The following is a 17,562-nucleotide window of genomic DNA, read 5'->3' as shown; positions in this document are numbered from 1 at the left end:
ATCTCCCTATGTTGTCTCTTTCTGAAACAATTCCCTAAACACTGGGAAGATATCTTCGACAGAGCGAATATTTTTCATTGCGAAGTTGTCGAAGTCATTTTCGAGTTTTTCATATTCATGCCACAAGGTTTGATGCGTGCGGCGAGTGATCTCGATATAAGAGTAGTACTGGCATGCGGGTAGTAGACTATTGACGAGCAATTCTTTACAGCGTGGCGAGTCATCTGCCCAGTTATCCCCATCAGAAGCTTGAGCGGCATAGATGTTCCATTGTTCAGTAGGGAATCGCTCCTGTACGATTTGTTGCATCAGTTTAAGTGCACTGGATACGATGGTGCCACCTGTCTCTTGCGAGTAGAAAAATTCATGCTCGTCGACTTCTTTGGCTTGTGTGTGGTGGCGGATGAATACCACTTCAACGTTTTCATAAGTGCGAGTAAGGAATAAATAGAGCAACACATAAAAGCGCTTAGCTATGTCCTTTGTGGCCTGATCCATCGAACCTGAGACATCCATCAAACAGAACATGACGGCTTGGCTAGAGGGCACTGGGCGTTTCTCGTAGTTTTTAAAGCGCAAGTCGAAGGTATCAATAAAGGGAACACTTTCAATTTTCTTGCGAAGCTGAGCAATCTCTTCTTTGATACGACGTTCTTCGATGGGCTGAGCGGGTTCGCTCATTTTAATGCTATCGAGTTGCTCGTTTAATTCGTCGATTAAGCGACGTTTACCCGCCGTCATTGCAGTGCGTCTTGCGAGTGATTGCTGTAATGAGCGCACGATGGCAATATTAGAAGGCATCCCGGCAGTTTGATAGCCCGAGCGGTGTGTTTTCCACTCTTTGATTTTGTTAATTTGGTTCTTTTTAAGGTTTGGAAGCGCTAGATCCTCGAAGAGAATGTCGAGATATTCATCTTTGGATATTTGGAAGATAAACTCATCTTGACCCTCACCATCTTGGCTCGCGTCGCCTTGACCTGCACCGCCTCCTTGTCCGCCTTGCGGTGGGCGTTCTATTTTGTCTCCGGTAATAAATTGGTCGTTACCAGGGTGGACCCGCTCCTTCAAGCCGCCTTGGCCTTGATGAAAAATTGGCTCATTGATATCAGTATTGGGGATCGAGACATCTTCACCCGTTTCAGTGTTAGTGATAGAACGGCGGTTGACCGCGTCTGTGACGGACTCTTTGATTTTTTGTTTATGTCTACGTAGGAATCGTTGTCGATTCACCGCGCTTTTATTTTTACCATTTAGGCGTCTATCGATAAATTGCGACATGAGCTGTTACTCCCTGTATTCCTCTCACCAAGCAGAACCCGAGCTTTAGCTCGGGACTGCGTCATAAAGCTCGGTGTATTTAAGAGGACTTACGAACGCGCAAGTACCACTCAGATAGTAACCTTACTTGTTTCTCGGTGTAGCCTTTTTCCATCATACGATTCACGAAGTCATCGTGTTTTCGTTGGTCATCTGATGACGTTTTGGCGTTGAAAGAGATGACGGGAAGGAGTTCTTCAGTATTGGAGAACATTTTCTTCTCGATCACAGTGCGTAATTTTTCGTAACTCGTCCATACCGGATTCGAGCCGTTGTTATTTGCTCTTGCACGTAGTACAAAATTAACGATTTCGTTCCGGAAGTCTTTTGGATTACTGATCCCCGCCGTTTTCTCAATTTTTTCCAGCTCTTCATTAAGAGAAGAGCGGTCAAATAGCTGGCCAGTTTCTGGATCGCGGTATTCTTGGTCTTGAATCCAGAAGTCAGCATACGTCACATAGCGGTCGAAGATATTTTGACCATATTCAGAGTAGGATTCTAAATAGGCGGTTTGAATTTCTTTGCCGATAAATTCTACGTAACGAGGTACCAAGTAACCTTTCAAGAACTCGAGATATTTTTCTCCCACTTCTTGTGGGAACTGCTCTCGTTCAATTTGCTGCTCAATCACGTAGAACAGGTGAACGGGGTTTGCTGCCACTTCAGTCTGGTCGAAGTTAAATACACGGGACAGTATCTTAAACGCAAATCGCGTCGACAGTCCGGACATCCCTTCATCGACACCAGCATAGTCTCGATATTCTTGGTAGCTTTTGGCTTTTGGATCGGTGTCTTTTAATGTTTCACCATCATACACGCGCATTTTAGAGAATAGTGAAGAGTTCTCAGGATCTTTTAGTCGCGAGAGAACACTGAATTGACCCAGCAATTCGAGTGTGCTTGGTGAGCATGGTGCTTTAGTTAACTCACTGTGTTCCAGAAGTTTTTGATAGATTTTTACTTCTTCTGAAACCCTTAAGCAGTACGGAACCTTAACGATATAAACCCTATCTAAAAAGGCTTCGTTATTTTTATTATTTCTAAAGGTTTGCCACTCTGATTCGTTTGAGTGGGCGAGAATCATGCCATCGAAAGGCAATGCTGATAGCCCCTCAGTACCGTTATAATTGCCTTCTTGAGTAGCGGTTAGTAAGGGATGAAGCACCTTAATTGGCGCTTTGAACATCTCTACGAATTCCATCAGACCTTGGTTTGCTCGACATAAAGCGCCTGAATAGCTGTATGCATCGGGATCATCTTGTGAAAAGTGCTCAAGCTGTCGAATATCAACCTTACCCACAAGTGATGAGATATCTTGGTTATTCTCGTCACCTGGTTCGGTTTTAGCGATAGCGACCTGATCGAGAATTGAAGGGCGGACTTTGACGACTTTGAATTTGGTAATATCGCCACCGAAGTCATGCAGTCGCTTAGCGGCCCACGGGGACATGATCGAGCGGACATAGCGTTTTTCAATGCCGTATTCGCTCTTGAGTAAGTCTCCGTCTTCATTGACATCAAAAAGGCAGAATGGATGATCGTTGACAGGGCTGCGTTCACCATTTGCAGATAACACATAAATAGGCATTTTTTGCATTAGTGCTTTGAGCTTTTCTGCTAGTGAAGACTTACCACCACCTACGGGACCAAGAAGATATAGGATTTGTTTGCGTTCTTCTAAGCCTTGGGCGGCATGCTTGAGGTAAGACACGATTTGCTCTATGGCGTCTTCCATGCCATAAAAGTCTTCGAATGTTTTGTACCGCGATATAATCCTATTAGAGAATAGGCGACTTAAATGTGGGTCTTGAGCAGTATCGATGATTTCAGGCTCTCCAATAGCAAGCAATAGACGTTCAGCAGCGTTGGCATAAGCACTTTTGTCGTCTTTACATAGACCTAAGAATTCCTGAATTGATAGCTCTTCATCTTTGGCGGCTTCATACCGCGATTGATAATGGTCGAAAATACTCATAGCTGATTCCCCTTAAACCTGCAAAACTGACCGATAACACATAATTAATGCGACTCCATGTCAATTTAAAGACTAGTAGGCTTTTCAGATTTTTGCTTTGCAATTATGTGTTTATTTGTAAATCTTCGATGATGGAGGCAGGAAATGAATAAAAGTCTCAAGTTTGAACATGGGTCTTGATTGTAGGAACGGAAGCTAGGGTAGGAGAACGTAAAACGCCCAGAAATAAGCATTCTGGGCGTTGGCAACGACAGCTTATGTCATTTAAATATGGAGCTAGGCGTTAAAAATCTGCTTAAATTCAGCACTCGACAGGTGGTATTGGCGAGGGCAATTTTTCCATGTGACAAGCATACGACGGTACTTTTCAAGCATCGGCATTTGGCTGTTAAAGTGATGGTCGGCTTTATCAAATTGTGGGTATAGACCTTCTGAGTCGACTAAAAATCGAACATAATGAACGAGCTGCGCTTCACTTGCGATGTCAAAGCCCAAGAACTGTAAGCGACGTTGGTCAACATCTTTACGCTCGTTCTCTGCCAACATTTTATTGGATTCTTGCATCGCATGGTACATTTCTAGGATGTCGATAATCTCACGACATTCATCTTCAACTAAGCAGCCAAATTCTTTGTCCATCTCACGCATTTGCAGCGCGTAGCCACGTTCGACGATAGTTTGCAGTCTTTTGTACTTATTCTCACTCTCAGGGCTCAGTTTTGCCATCAAGTAATATTGGTTTGATAAAATTAGACGTTGAGCGTTAGTCATTTCCATCTTTGGAGCCTCACTAGAATTTGTCTTTATTATAGGTGGCTGAACAAGGTTAGTTCTCTGAATAGCCACATTTGAATGATAGTTAGATTACCAGTTTCCCCCCAAAGAGGAACATGATCTGAGCACGAAATTGAGATAAAAAAACGCGCTTTACGCGCGTTTTTTATTGGGGTAGGTCTGTCGTTAGTACTTAACCACATCGGTATATTGCAAAAGAATATTTTGGATAGTGTCCATGACTTCTTTTGATGGTGGCTGAGTGCCTTCAAGAGGGTAGTCGTAGCCAAGTGCTTCCCATTTATGGGCACCTAATTTGTGGTACGGCAATAGCTCAACTTTTTCGATATTATCCATATCCTTAATGAATTCGCCTAACAGATGCGCTGACTCAGGATCGTCAGTGTAGCCAGGGACGATAACGTAGCGAATCCACGTTTTTTGATTGATTTTGTGTAGGTAACGAGCAAAATCCAGCGTGCGACGGTTGGAAACACCGATGAAGTCTTGGTGTATCTCATCTTTCATATGTTTGATGTCGAGCATGACAAGGTCAGTGGCATCGAGTACTTCGTCAACCACATCAGTGTGCTTACGAATATAACCGTTGGTGTCCAAGCATGTATGAATACCTTCTGCTTGTGCTGCTTTAAAAAAGTCACGCACAAACTCTGGTTGCAGCATTGCTTCACCACCAGAGCAGGTGATACCACCGCCAGAAGCATTCATAAAGTGACGGTACGACTTCGCTTCAGCAATCAATTCATCTACTGAGACTTCTTTACCACCATGTGTATCCCATGTATCACGATTGTGGCAATACATGCAGCGCATAAGACAGCCTTGTAAGAAGACAATGAAACGGATTCCCGGTCCATCGACCGTGCCACAGGATTCGTATGAGTGAATGCGACCAGTAGTTGACATATGCTCTCTCTAATAACTATTTTTACCCGTTATTTTATTACAAAACCCACTTTCACAACAGCAAAACTGGCGATGACATTCATACTCTTGAGCGATGAATGGATCTGCTTGTTGCTCATTGAATAAATATGTTATAGCGTTGTTAACGAAAGTGTCAGTTGTGGTCGCCGTTTTCCAACAAGAACAAAATATGCTGGATTTATCGAGTGTTATACGGTTCGCCACCATTTTAGAAACGGTTGCTGTAAGGGGAATAACATGGAAGTTGCTTTATCTCAAAAACAAAAAACGTCGCTGGCAATGCTCACCCTTTGGGCAGGGTTCATCATATTGGTGAGCTATATTTTTTATGCGCTTACTAGCTTAAACAATAAATATGACAGTCGCTCCGATATGGAGCGGGCAAGTGCACACATGGCATCGACACAAATATTGTTGCTCGATACCGTTAATAGGCGCGCTACGTTGACAGCGGAGGGAAGAGGCGCTTTTGAAACGAGTTTAGCAATGTTGGAACAAAGCGCCGATGTGGATCGCGACTTTCTACAGCGTCACGGATTTGGAGACCAAAATCAGCTAATGACGGTCGCGTTGGCGCGGTTTATTAAAGATCTCGGTCCGTGGATTACGCTCAAATCGGAATTTGGCTTTTCTATGGATGACGGCTTACTGGGTCAGATGCATCAGTATAATGCCAAGATTGATGCTGCGATTAAAGAAACAGGCATGGTAACGTTGACGGCAGACTTTCAAAAGGTGGTGACCAGCATGCAGGACTTTCTGATTGAGTCTAATGCTGAGAATGAAAAAGGCTTCAAGCGAGCACTGGCTAGCTTTATTAATGCATCGAATGCTTACGCCATGTTGGAGTTGTATGAAAAGGAAGTTCAAGCACTTGAGCTTGGCTTTACACGTATTGTGGAATTATCCGCGGGCTTGAATCAATTGGAAGGGCAGTTAGGCGTCGCTCAAGTAGCAACACTAGCGGCTTTTTCAGATGCAGCTGAACTGCTTGGGCAGCAAGCAACCAGTCTTGCCAGTGAGGCTGATAAGGTGTCTGGCATGACACGCATGTCTGTTGGTATCGCTTGTGCGTTATTAGCATTATTCACAACGGCGATCTTTCTCGCCCTAAACATCTCTCTATCTCGCTCACTTAAGCAAACTTTATCAGCACTTAAACAAATTGAGCAGGGAGATTTAACCACTCGGTTGACGATCACTCGTAATCATCGCGATGAATTTAATCAGCTCAAACAAGCAATCAATATTAGCTGCAACAATCTCGGCACATTGGTGGACGGGGTGAAAGAGAATAGTCAGTCATTATCAGCCAGCTCAGAATTACTTGATAGCAGCATCACGCAGCTTGGGCAACATCAGTCTCAAGTGATGGCGCAAACTCAGCAACTTGCATCGGCAACTGAAGAGGTAAGTGTCACGACTCAAGAGATCTCGGGCTCTTTAGAGTATGTCGCCTCGATCAGTAAATCATCGGCAGAGTCGGCACAAGCTGGTGGAGAAGTGATTGTGGAAACGATCGCTTCGTTTGAGCAGGTGGCGAGTATATTGGATGAGGCAGCGGCACATATTGGCCAATTAGAGCAAGCGTCGCAGAAAATCGACTCCGTGATGGACATCATTAATGGGATTGCAGAGCAAACCAACTTATTGGCGCTTAACGCAGCCATTGAAGCAGCAAGAGCGGGTGAGCAAGGACGGGGTTTTGCGGTAGTGGCTGATGAAGTAAGGAGCCTTGCGGTGAGAACCGTTCAAGCGATCGAAGAAATTTCAGACACGATTAACACCATGAAACGTGAAAGCTCGGAGGTCATTCAGTTTATCGCGCAATCCGGTACTTCAATGCAGACCGGGCGCGAACAAGGTAACCAAGCCAAATCGGCACTTGAAGAGATTATGAACAAAGCGCAAGAGGCGAGTGCCCAGACGGAAGTGATATTTTCGTCCGTGAAAGAGCTCGCGATGACGTCTCAGTCGATGGCAAGCAATATGTCGCAAATTAGCGAGTCGATGAGTGACTTAGAGCAGAGCAATCAGCATCTGAAGCAAACCAGTGATGTGGTGGATAAACGTTCTACTGAACTCTATCAAGATTGTGAGCGCTTTAAGACGGTGTAGTGACAACATTTAAATGGGTGACTATTGTCACTATAAAAAATGAGCGCGAACAAATGTGTTCGAGCTCATTTTTTTGGGCTAGGAAAAAGCAAACAGAGACACCCCACCATTGCCGTAAATCGACTTTTTTGCTTCGTTGTATTCGGCTGACTTAGAGGCGATAAAGGTACTTACACCAACGTATTGGTTATACCATGCGATACCCAACGTCGCTTCTGCTTGCCATGGTTGTAGAGTGATGTCGTATGCCTCACTAGGCTCTGGAATGCCAGGGCGATTCCCTTGAATCGTCATATCGTTGAAACGGTATCGAGCTTTTATGCCAAAGTAACTAAACCAGCCGCGCTTAGAAGCGCCAATCATGCCAGCTTTAAACGGGTTTTCTGAATGAATATTCGCTGAGCCAAAATTTCCGCCTAGGTCGGTTCCCCAACGAAACATCGCACTCAGGCGGAAATATCACTTCTAAAATTGCCAATATTGGCTTCGGTTACATTGGATATCTCCCAAGATGTCAAACCAACGGCGGGGACTCGCTTCCAATTTAGGTGAGTGAGGTAACCAAGACTGCCAGCAAATCTGTCCTCGATTTGATACTCCCATCCCTGCGGTTCAGTGGAACCCACAATAGAATGTACGAGTTGTTGAGCTTGATCGGCAAAGGAACTCTCACCCGTTGCACCAACTGTGAGATTAACGCGTTGTGCTTGCTGAGGGTGAAGGCTGATGTAGTTAAATTCGGTATGGAAATAGCCCGCATACGGCCGATCATTTGCAACGGGCTCTGTGGCGTTAATATCTGATGGTGTCCACATTTTGTGACCGAGTTGAACTTCAAATTTGTCTAGTGATGACGCCCCCCAATAGCTAATACTAAGAGGGCGAAAAATTGAATAGGGCGTAATGGAACCAGAGGTATAAGAGAGGAAAATACCATTGGTATAATCTTCATCGGTGCCAAAGACACCGTCGTTGTCGATAGAAAATGAAACGGTTGAGCGTTCGGAAGATAGCGCATGAGTGCTGACTAATAACGGAATGCTCGTCGTTAACAAGGCAAAAGGTATGGCTTTGAGGTAGTTCATCATCGGTCACTCTCTTCAAATACGACGTGTAGAGATGTAATAAGTTAAGACGATAGTGACACGTTTGTGAAGAGGCGGTCAGTGATCATGTAGTGAAAACGTTATCAATGACATAGAGGAAATTGTAAACAATCCTTACTCAATGAGATTGACAGGTCATATCGATCATGATGAGACGACGGGCATAAAAAAACCTCGCCGAAGCGAGGTTTTTATCTCAATTACTATAACACTTATCTATACAGGCTTAGCTGCACAGACAGAGACGTAGTTATAGAGATTCAGTAAACGTACGTGCGATTACGTCTGCTTGCTGCTCTGGTGTCAGAGAGTTAAAGCGAACGGCGTAACCAGATACACGGATGGTTAGCTGAGGGTAATTCTCAGGGTGCTTAACTGCGTCTTCAAGAGTACCGCGGTTAAGAACGTTCACGTTAAGGTGTTGACCACCTTCAATGCCAGCTTCGTGGTGGAAGTAACCATCCATTAGGCCTGCAAGGTTAGCACGTTGGCTGTCTTCTTCTTTACCTAGCGCGTTAGGAACGATAGAGAAAGTGTAAGAGATACCATCTTGTGCGTCAGCGAACGGCAGTTTACCAACAGAAGTCAATGACGCTACCGCACCTTTTTCGTCGCGACCGTGCATTGGGTTAGCACCAGGAGCGAAAGGAGCGCCAGCACGACGACCATCTGGAGTGTTACCTGTCTTCTTACCGTATACCACGTTTGAAGTGATAGTTAGGATAGATTGAGTCGGGATTGCGTCACGGTACATCTTAAGTGAACGAATTTTGCCCATAAACGTAGAAACAAGCTCACATGCGATGTCATCAACGCGTGCATCGTTGTTACCAAATTTAGGGTAATCGCCTTCGATTTCGAAGTCGATTGCAATACCATCTTCGTCACGAACTGGTTTCACTGTTGCGTATTTAATTGCAGACAGAGAGTCAGCAGCAACAGAAAGACCTGCGATACCACATGCCATAGTACGACGAACGTCACGGTCATGTAGTGCCATTAGAGACGCTTCGTAGCTGTACTTATCGTGCATGTAGTGGATGCTGTTTAGCGCAGTCACGTATTGCTTAGCTAGCCAATCCATGAATGTGTCTAGACGACCCATTACGTCATCGTAGTTAAGTACTTCGTCAGTGATCTTGTCGCCAACTGGACCAACTTGCATTTTCAGCTTCTCATCAACACCACCGTTGATTGCATAAAGCATTGTTTTAGCAAGGTTAGCACGAGCACCAAAGAACTGCATTTGCTTACCAACGATCATTGGCGATACACAACAAGCGATCGCGTAATCGTCAGAACCTAGGTCAGGACGCATTAGGTCATCATTTTCGTACTGGATAGAAGACGTATCGATAGATACTTTCGCACAGAACTTCTTGAAGCCTACAGGCAGTTGCTCAGACCAAAGAACCGTGATGTTTGGCTCTGGAGAAGGACCCATAGTGTATAGGCTGTTTAGGAAACGGAAGTTAGTACGTGTTACTAGTGTACGACCGTCGATACCCATACCACCCATTGATTCTGTTGCCCAGATTGGGTCACCAGAGAACAACTCATCGTATTCAGGCGTACGTAGGAAACGAACCATACGTAGCTTCATTACGAAGTGGTCAATCATTTCTTGAGCTTCAACTTCAGTGATTTTGCCAGCAGCAATATCACGCTCGATGAAGATATCTAGGAAAGATGAAGTACGACCTAGAGACATTGCCGCGCCATTTTGTGATTTAACTGCAGCTAGGTAGCCGAAGTAAGTCCACTGGATAGCTTCTTGAGCAGTTTGAGCTGGCTCAGAGATGTCAAAACCGTATTTCTCAGCCATAACTTTAATTTGGCCAAGTGCGCGATGTTGCTCAGAGATTTCTTCACGAAGTTGCATGGTTGCCGCAAGGTCTTCGCCGTTTTCGAAACGCTCTTGAAGAGAAGCAAATTGAGCTTGCTTGTCTTTCATTAGGAAGTTGATACCGTAAAGTGCCACACGACGGTAGTCACCAATGATACGACCACGACCGTATGCATCAGGAAGACCAGTCAGAACACCAGACTTACGACATTTTAGGATATCAGGCGTGTAGATATCGAAAACGCCAGCATTGTGTGTTTTGCGGTATTCAGAGTAGATTTTTGAAACCATAGGGTCAAGAGTACGACCGTATGCTTTACAAGAACCTTCAACCATGCGTACGCCACCGTTAGGGATGATTGCACGCTTAAGTGGCGCTTCAGTTTGAAGACCAACGATAGTTTCTAGATCTTGCTCAATGTAGCCTGCATCGTGTGCAGTGATGGTAGAAATAACAGAAGTATCGAAATCTACAGGCGCTTTAGTTGCGTTCTCCTGCTTGATACCTTCCATTACTTTAGCCCAAAGCTTGTTAGTTGCTTCAGTACCTTCAGAAACTAGGAATTCTTCGTCACCTTCATAAGGTGCATAGTTCTTCTGGATGAAATCACGAACGTTTACTTCGTTTTGCCACTCACCTGCCGCAAAACCTTCCCAAGCTTTAGCAAATTGCTCTGCCATGACATACCTACCTTGTTAGTAGAAAAAACACGTACTGTTCTCGGATATCGAGTGCTCTCCGAATGGAGAGCCAGTACACACATTAATAAAAATATTTATGGTCAATCATAGTACCGGATTAATCATAGATATTGTTATTCATCACGTTGAAATCAAGACTACACTAAAAATTTATTGTAAAACTTAAACTAAATCAATAAAACTTAAAAAAGTTTGATAAAAATTTGGGTAGTGACGCTCACTACCCAAATAAATCACTATATTTTTACAAGAATGCAGGGATTCCGTACTGACCTTCTAGCATACCGACAGCAAGCATTGCTACCAAACATACGACGAATACGCCAACAGGGATCACGATTTTGTCTACAAAAGATAGACGAGATGCACGCTCTTTGTCACCAATGAGTCCATTATTATCTAGGAACATGGTGAGTGCCCAAGCTAGAACAGGGTTAGCAACCACAGCGGCAAAGATACAGATATCTCGGCCGCTTGCGAGTCTTTAGTTTCTCTTACCATCTGCATGCCGGCTTCAAGTAGCGGAAGGAATACACCTACCAACAACGCAACCCGCATAACAGGAGGCCATACCGCAACGTCCATTGGGAAGCCAAGGATTGCTACGATGATACATAAAGAACCAAGTAGAATCGCACCCGCTGGGATAGGACGCTTAGCGATAGCTGCTGGGATCATATAAGTACCCCACGATGATGTGATGTTACCACCACCAACCGCTGTACCGACCATTTGACGAACCGAACACATAGTCATTGTGTCATCAACGTCCATCAGTACTTTTTCAGTCTTACGTGGGTAGTTAAGCTCTTGGAAGATACGGTGACCTAGGAAGTCAGGCGACCACATAGCAACGGCTAGGATTGCAAATGGAAGAGATGCAATGAAGTGCTGCAGATTTGGAAGACCAAGCATCCAACCTTCAGTTTCGCTGCCCCACCAGTAAACAGGGTTTAGATTCGGAAGACCCATTTCAGTTTCAAACGTCAGGTCGAAACCAGCACCTAGACCAAGCGCAATTAGAAGTCCGGTAACGGCACACACTGGGATCGCTAACCAACGCATGTTGATCTTAGCAAGGTAAGCGTAAACGGCGATATTGATACCAAGCACAATCAGACCAACATAACCCATGCTGCCCGCATCAACCGTTGCAGATTGAAGACCGACTGCCCATTCTTGAATTGAACCAATTTGGCTCATGGTTCCGGTAAAACCTAAGAAAATGAGCAAGCCACCGCCGTGGTACCTTGAGAGGTGAGGTTAACCAGTTTTGACCCGCCCTTAAAATAGCTTAAGAGCAAACCAAACACACCAAGAAGGATTGCTAGCGCAAGTGGGTGAGCGCCCGCAAGTGCAATTGAACCAATCAAAGGAATCATTGGGCCGTGGTTACTGGCTAAGTTGGCTCTTGGGTTAAAAAAGCCAGAAGCGAGAATACAGAATAGCAAGGCAGGGATAAGCATCTCTACACGAGCGACTTCGATGGCAAATTCTTTACCAAGGTTCACGTGGTCCCATGCTGCGGTTAAACCATCAGCCCAAGACATCATTACCGCAGAATACATTGCGATAATACCAATAGTACCTGCCAAGGCAGGTACTAAATCTTCGAGTTCAAAACGGAAATCACGGCCAGGAAGGTTTAATCCATAGCGGCGTGGCTTCATGATTTGAAGTTCGTGGTCTAAGTATTCAGAGCGGCTGGCAAACTCAGAAGCAGGACGATGAAGCTCTTGATAGCTTTTGGTCTCAATATCTGAATCAGAATGCGCTTTATTGACGGCGTCTGACATAGATTCCTCATATATAAAAAGTTAGTCGTTTGGTGTTTTAGTCGTTTGGCTTGATAGAAGAATACATTCGCTGAATATGAAAATGGATACTTGCACGCGACTCGCGTGCTTAAGAATAGACGATATCCATTGGTAATAGGCGAATTATTCGTGCTATATCAATGGAGCTGAGTCTAGCAAGCAACGCTAACAGCTTGATTGATCTTGATCACTTTAAGAAATAATGTGAAAGAAAATTACAATCGGCGTGTGAATCTGCGCACTTGGTTAACATTCACCGTAAGTCAATTTCATAACTTAACAATATGAGTCAGGTTTACTAAGTCGAAGTAAAAATAAACGCAAAATAATCTCGTCATTTGGCATATTCCTTGCTTTATATCAGGTAATAGAACGGCATGGCAGCGCTTTGCCGCACAAAAAATCAGCTAGGAAAGAATGATGAAAAAAGAGTAATGTTGCCGCTTGTTGCCGCGATTTCTACAGCAATGGTTGGGTGTGGCGGTGGAGGCGGTGATAGTGGCGGCTCAAATGGGCCAGCACCAATTGTTTATCAATGGCAAATCGTGGATCTTTATTCTGTCGAACGTGCTAAAGTTCAGTCTGGTTGTGCAATTTTTGCCAATGATGAGGCCATTGATGGCAATGTTATAGCTGCCAGAGTGGCAGACCGAAATTTTAGAATTTTATTTCATGACGAAAACGGCAAAGTCCTGGATGATAAGATAATCGACAATATTCCATCTAATGGCATCGTCTCGATTAAAAAAGATGATATCCCACACAATGGTTATGTCGCTCTAGAGGAACTTAGCGGTTTAGTTTCTGGTGAGAGGGAGTCCTATATTTTTGGCGTACAAAAGTCATTGATGCAAAGCATGACGATTGCAGTGAGAAATGAACAACCGAGTGGGAATGCGTGCTTTAGGGGTAGTTTAGCTCTTGAAAATACAGTTAGCCCTGATGCCGTAGTTGCGGTGTCACCCGATAGCTCTGGGGCAACGAGGTTTCAAACAAGTGCTTCAGGGGCGAAGGTCTTAGAAGGGAGCACCTTAATCGACTTGCCTGTTGTTTCGGGACTTCCTGGTATGGAGCGTAAGTTAGTGACAGGCTTCAACCCTACAGGGACAAAATTAAATAGCCTTAGTCATTACGCGATTCTAGAAGGTGGAGATGTGTATGATAAGCAGAGCCCCCATCCCCAAAACCAATTCGTGAGATGACGAGTTCAGATGTTGTTCAATATCCTTTCATAAATTCAAATGTTACTTTGAGCGATTCTAGCTCGGCTAAAGTAGTACTAAATAATGAGATTTATGGCTGGCAACCAATCAATGATGAAACACAAACTTTTTCCTATGTAGCGTCTGAAAAACGATTGTCTAATTGGTCTGCAGAAGTATATGGGAAAACGGGTGTCGATTGGAACTATGTTGGACTATTCCCACTATCTGCAACTGCGGTAACCGTTTCTGCACCGACTGTCACTGATTTTAGTGGAACATCACTTTCTGCTTGTAACTCTGGTTACTGTGTCACGTCCTCATCCTTTAGTCCTAACGACTTTGCGATTCAAAGAACGGCTATCCGTAGTAAAACGAATGAAGATAAGAATTTTTATCAATCTATCTATGGGCTGGCCACTGCGTCTCAAGTCATTTTAGAGAGCCCGACTGAACACGTGCTACCTTCATCGGCAACCGATGCTATCGAAATTGGGCTTGTTGCAGTGACTGAGGCAGATGTTAGCTTTAGTTATTCTGCTCGTTATTTGATGAAGAACTCACTGGATGTGCAAGATAATATTAACAATGGCAGTGCGGGTTATTCAGACTTCAATGGCCGAGTGGTCCTTGAGTCAGATGCGATCTTAGAAGATATCACTATGATGAAAACTAAGCTTTCGTTTGTCACTAATCGAAAAAATTAGCATTTCCTGATATCTAAAAGCTAATACGTAAAAGAGCTTCGTATGATAAATGCGGGCTCTTTTTTTCGTTGAGCGGGGAATAATGGCGTTTTCGTTATCGCTCTTTGTTTGTGTGGAAATATGGTTGCTAGTATTGATTGAACTTTTCAATGAAATGTAAAAAAGGTTGTTATATAGTGGTTTGATGTAGGATTGAGTGACACAGCTGTGGTGGAAGGATACACCCGCATTAGAGCGAGCTCTAGTCGGTGTGAAGCGACGGTGTTAAATCACATGAAGGTGAAGTTTTGAAGGTTGTAAAGGGAACAATAACTCCGTTTTATGCCGTAGGGAGTAAGTGGTGCTAGCAAAAAGAATAATTCCTTGTTTGGATGTCAGAGATGGTCAGGTGGTAAAGGGCGTTCAGTTCCGCAACCATGAAGTCATCGGCGACATTGTTCCTCTGGCGGCGCGTTACGCCGAAGAGGGGGCTGATGAGCTGGTTTTTTATGATATTACCGCGTCAAGTGACGGTCGCGTTGTGGATAAAAGCTGGGTGGCACGAGTTGCAGAAGTCATCGATATTCCATTTTGTGTGGCTGGTGGCATTAAGTCCGCGGAAGACGCGGCGCGTATTTTGGAGTTTGGTGCGGACAAAGTGTCAATCAACTCTCCTGCGTTGGCAAACCCTGGTTTGATAACTGAGCTCGCCGATAAGTTCGGTGTGCAGTGTATTGTTGTGGGTATTGATTCGTATTTTGATAAAGAGACGGGGAAATATCAGGTCTATCAGTTTACCGGAGATGAGTCTCGTACCAAAGCCACTCAATGGGAAACACGCGATTGGGTGCAAGAAGTTCAAAAACGTGGTGCAGGTGAAATTGTACTGAACATGATGAACCAAGACGGCGTACGCAGTGGCTATGATATTACGCAACTTAATATGGTTCGTGAAGTGTGTAAGGTTCCACTGATTGCCTCGGGCGGTGCGGGTGCAATGGCGCACTTTGCTGAAGTCTATCAACAAACTAACGTGGATGGTGCGCTGGCCGCTTCCGTTTTCCACAAGCAAATTATTAATATTGGTGAGCTAAAACAGTATTTAGTTGGCCAAGGTGTGGAGATCCGATTATGAGCGAAACAACAGCCACGCTAAACGAGCGTATTGACTGGGAAAAGATCGACGGAATGGTACCTGCGATTGTTCAGGATTTTCAGTCAAGTCAGGTATTGATGATGGGTTATATGAACCCAGAGGCATTGGATAAAACGCTACAAACGCAACAGGTAACCTTTTTCTCGCGCACCAAGTCTCGTCTTTGGACTAAAGGTGAAACGTCGGGTAACGTATTACAGCTCAAATCGATGTCTTTAGACTGTGACAATGACACCTTATTGGTGAAAGTTGATCCTATCGGTCCCACTTGTCATACAGGAACCACAACGTGTTTCGATGCTGATCAGCAAGAAGAGTCACAAATGGTGTGGCTTCATCAACTTGAGCAGTTGCTCGCTGAACGAAAACATGCCGATCCTGACTCCTCTTATACCGCAAGCCTCTATGCTAGTGGTACCAAGCGTATTTCGCAAAAAGTTGGCGAAGAAGGCGTTGAAGTCGCGCTTGCGGCAACGTCGGGTGACAAGGCGGAGTTAGTCTGTGAATCTGCGGATTTGATTTATCATCTAATGGTTCTGCTTCAAGACCAAGGCCTATCAATGAACGATGTTATTAATAAGTTAAAAGAACGACATAAGTAACAGGTGTGATGTTTCTCAATAAGTCGTGATGGGCGAGTCAATATCATTAGCAACGTAACCCATTAAAAAAGCCCTCTGAAGAGGGCTTTTTTAATGGGTTACGTTGCGTCTTAGCTAGTTTCATCCAGAAGAATGAATATCAGTCGCTATACCTTATAAGAAGGGGGGTGGTGTGTATGTGTCTTCGAGAAATTAATGTCGGCGCGTCTAGTGCGCTATTTTGCCACGTCACCGTCTACAGGAGTGACGGAACTGGCGTGATAGCCCTTTGGGCCTTCTTCTACTTCGTAGGTGACTTGTTGTCCTGCTTTAAGGGTTCGGTACCCGTCCATGTGAATCGTTGAATAGTGTGCAAATATATCGTTGTCGCCGCCTTCTGGACAAATGAATCCAAATCCCTTGGCATTGTTAAACCATTTTACTGTACCTGTAGCCATGCTATACATCCCTCATGCATTTTACTGAAGTCATTCGAAGACACGGTTCACCACTTCACCGTCGACGCTTCTTTGTATGTGACCCAAATCCTTCCTCATCCACAAATCTTGCTCTAGGCGGTTATAAAACCCTGTAAGCCTTTTCCTATGAGCAAGGTTGAGACGAGACAAACTTGTTAAATTTTAGTCACTAATTAACCACTTTAGTCAATCATTAAACTTAGTCAATAAGAATGTCGCATAAATAACCACATATTCTAAACATATGCACTTTGGTTTTAACAATCTCGCAAACTGGTGCTTTTGTTTAGATTTTGATGCTGTATTCTTAATAGAGGAGGAATTGTTTTTGCTACTTGGCTCATATGTGACACACATTAATAGCATTGTTTTGTTTGCAGCGATACAATTGGTGCATTAGTCTCTAATATAGAGATGCTTTTCGAGTGTAAGCATAAAACGCCTTAACGATACTGGGTAATTTTGGGTTTATACAGTCTTTTGAATATTAACGAAAACTCTCAAACATTCTGGCCATGAGTAAAAATTTTGAATGGGTGACTCCAGACTCAGACTTACTGGAGAAAGAAAAAACTAAGGTTAAGCCACCGGGTATGTACCATGTTGTACTTAATAACGATGATTACACCCCGATGGACTTTGTTGTAGAAATCTTGGAACGCTTTTTTTCACTCAACGAAGATAAAGCGACGCAGGTGATGTTACAGGTACATTATGACGGTAAGGCCGTCTGTGGAACGTATACATCCGAAGTCGCCGAAACGAAAGTTGCTCAAGTGACCATGTATTCAAGGGAAAATGAACATCCACTTTTGTGTACCATGGAAAAAGCCTAATTTTCGAATGAATGGCAGC

12 protein-coding genes and 2 pseudogenes are annotated in these 17,562 nt (G+C 44.1%); 6 read left to right on the top strand and 8 right to left on the bottom strand.

The genetic code is table 11. The features are described 5' to 3' along the window. Window positions 1–6 precede the first annotated feature (6 nt). The 4 genes from AC0L66_RS12295 to pflA all read right to left on the bottom strand — a co-directional run bounded on the left by AC0L66_RS12295 (window position 7) and on the right by pflA (window position 4,993). Window positions 7–1,278, bottom strand: a complete 1,272-nt coding sequence (locus tag AC0L66_RS12295; RefSeq protein ID WP_265675043.1) for a YeaH/YhbH family protein — start codon at window positions 1,276–1,278, stop codon at window positions 7–9. A gap of 79 nt (window positions 1,279–1,357) precedes the next feature. Beyond that, window positions 1,358–3,292, bottom strand: a complete 1,935-nt coding sequence (locus AC0L66_RS12290; protein WP_265675044.1) for a PrkA family serine protein kinase — start codon at window positions 3,290–3,292, stop codon at window positions 1,358–1,360. A gap of 276 nt (window positions 3,293–3,568) precedes the next feature. Further along, on the bottom strand, window positions 3,569–4,069 hold the full coding sequence (locus tag AC0L66_RS12285) for a YfbU family protein (RefSeq protein ID WP_265675045.1): 501 nt from the start codon (window positions 4,067–4,069) through the stop codon (window positions 3,569–3,571). A gap of 183 nt (window positions 4,070–4,252) precedes the next feature. Beyond that, window positions 4,253–4,993, bottom strand: coding sequence for a pyruvate formate lyase 1-activating protein (pflA, locus tag AC0L66_RS12280; RefSeq protein WP_265675046.1), 741 nt, complete (start codon window positions 4,991–4,993; stop codon window positions 4,253–4,255). A 258-nt stretch (window positions 4,994–5,251) separates the two neighbouring features. Between pflA and AC0L66_RS12275 the strand changes: the two genes are divergently transcribed. Beyond that, entirely contained in the window at window positions 5,252–7,132 is a 1,881-nt protein-coding gene (locus tag AC0L66_RS12275) for a methyl-accepting chemotaxis protein (RefSeq protein WP_473567505.1), read from the top strand. A gap of 78 nt (window positions 7,133–7,210) precedes the next feature. Here the strand turns inward: AC0L66_RS12275 and AC0L66_RS12270 are convergent. The 3 genes and pseudogenes from AC0L66_RS12270 to AC0L66_RS12260 form a co-directional block, all read right to left on the bottom strand. Then, window positions 7,211–8,217: pseudogene (locus tag AC0L66_RS12270) on the bottom strand (lipid A deacylase LpxR family protein). Between the two features lie 271 nt (window positions 8,218–8,488). Continuing rightward, window positions 8,489–10,765 carry a formate C-acetyltransferase gene (gene pflB / locus AC0L66_RS12265; protein WP_265675048.1) on the bottom strand — a complete coding sequence of 759 codons (2,277 nt, stop codon included), beginning with the start codon at window positions 10,763–10,765 and terminating at the stop codon, window positions 8,489–8,491. A gap of 265 nt (window positions 10,766–11,030) precedes the next feature. After that, window positions 11,031–12,582 (bottom strand): annotated as a pseudogene (locus AC0L66_RS12260) (DUF3360 family protein). Window positions 12,583–12,980: 398 nt separating this feature from the next. Between AC0L66_RS12260 and AC0L66_RS12255 the strand changes: the two are divergent. From AC0L66_RS12255 to hisIE, 4 genes are all read left to right on the top strand, one after another. Continuing rightward, a complete protein-coding gene (locus tag AC0L66_RS12255; protein WP_473567503.1) occupies window positions 12,981–13,805 on the top strand; it encodes a hypothetical protein in 825 nt (274 codons plus the stop codon). A 47-nt stretch (window positions 13,806–13,852) separates the two neighbouring features. Then, window positions 13,853–14,512, top strand: coding sequence for a hypothetical protein (locus tag AC0L66_RS12250; protein WP_473567501.1), 660 nt, complete (start codon window positions 13,853–13,855; stop codon window positions 14,510–14,512). Between the two features lie 340 nt (window positions 14,513–14,852). Then, window positions 14,853–15,626, top strand: coding sequence for an imidazole glycerol phosphate synthase subunit HisF (gene hisF / locus AC0L66_RS12245; RefSeq protein ID WP_265675051.1), 774 nt, complete (start codon window positions 14,853–14,855; stop codon window positions 15,624–15,626). Further along, entirely contained in the window at window positions 15,623–16,249 is a 627-nt protein-coding gene (gene hisIE / locus AC0L66_RS12240) for a bifunctional phosphoribosyl-AMP cyclohydrolase/phosphoribosyl-ATP diphosphatase HisIE (RefSeq protein ID WP_265675052.1), read from the top strand. Before hisF ends, hisIE begins: the two co-directional genes overlap by 4 nt. A 215-nt stretch (window positions 16,250–16,464) precedes the next feature. On the opposite strand, the gene cspD is transcribed toward hisIE, so the two are convergent. Beyond that, a complete protein-coding gene (cspD, locus tag AC0L66_RS12235; protein ID WP_265675053.1) occupies window positions 16,465–16,686 on the bottom strand; it encodes a cold shock domain-containing protein CspD in 222 nt (73 codons plus the stop codon). A 536-nt stretch (window positions 16,687–17,222) separates the two neighbouring features. Here cspD and clpS point away from each other — a divergent pair. After that, window positions 17,223–17,543, top strand: coding sequence for an ATP-dependent Clp protease adapter ClpS (gene clpS, locus AC0L66_RS12230; RefSeq protein WP_265675054.1), 321 nt, complete (start codon window positions 17,223–17,225; stop codon window positions 17,541–17,543). The last annotated feature ends 19 nt before the right edge of the window (window positions 17,544–17,562 follow it).

The organism is Vibrio sp. GJ43-1, from assembly GCF_055808835.1.
Note: the sequence above shows the minus strand (reverse complement) of the source record. Positions and strands in the feature narration are given on the sequence as shown.

What these genes read in the sequence shown, in the direction of transcription:
- AC0L66_RS12290 (WP_265675044.1), bottom strand. Translation starts at nt 3,292, where the DNA reads ATGAGTATTTTCGACCATTATCAATCGCGGTATGAAGCCGCCAAAGAT.
- clpS (WP_265675054.1), top strand. Translation starts at nt 17,223, where the DNA reads ATGAGTAAAAATTTTGAATGGGTGACTCCAGACTCAGACTTACTGGAG.
- pflA (WP_265675046.1), bottom strand. Translation starts at nt 4,993, where the DNA reads ATGTCAACTACTGGTCGCATTCACTCATACGAATCCTGTGGCACGGTC.
- AC0L66_RS12275 (WP_473567505.1), top strand. Translation starts at nt 5,252, where the DNA reads ATGGAAGTTGCTTTATCTCAAAAACAAAAAACGTCGCTGGCAATGCTC.
- pflB (WP_265675048.1), bottom strand. Translation starts at nt 10,765, where the DNA reads ATGGCAGAGCAATTTGCTAAAGCTTGGGAAGGTTTTGCGGCAGGTGAG.
- AC0L66_RS12285 (WP_265675045.1), bottom strand. Translation starts at nt 4,069, where the DNA reads ATGGAAATGACTAACGCTCAACGTCTAATTTTATCAAACCAATATTAC.
- hisIE (WP_265675052.1), top strand. Translation starts at nt 15,623, where the DNA reads ATGAGCGAAACAACAGCCACGCTAAACGAGCGTATTGACTGGGAAAAG.
- AC0L66_RS12295 (WP_265675043.1), bottom strand. Translation starts at nt 1,278, where the DNA reads ATGTCGCAATTTATCGATAGACGCCTAAATGGTAAAAATAAAAGCGCG.
- AC0L66_RS12255 (WP_473567503.1), top strand. Translation starts at nt 12,981, where the DNA reads ATGGCAGCGCTTTGCCGCACAAAAAATCAGCTAGGAAAGAATGATGAA.
- cspD (WP_265675053.1), bottom strand. Translation starts at nt 16,686, where the DNA reads ATGGCTACAGGTACAGTAAAATGGTTTAACAATGCCAAGGGATTTGGA.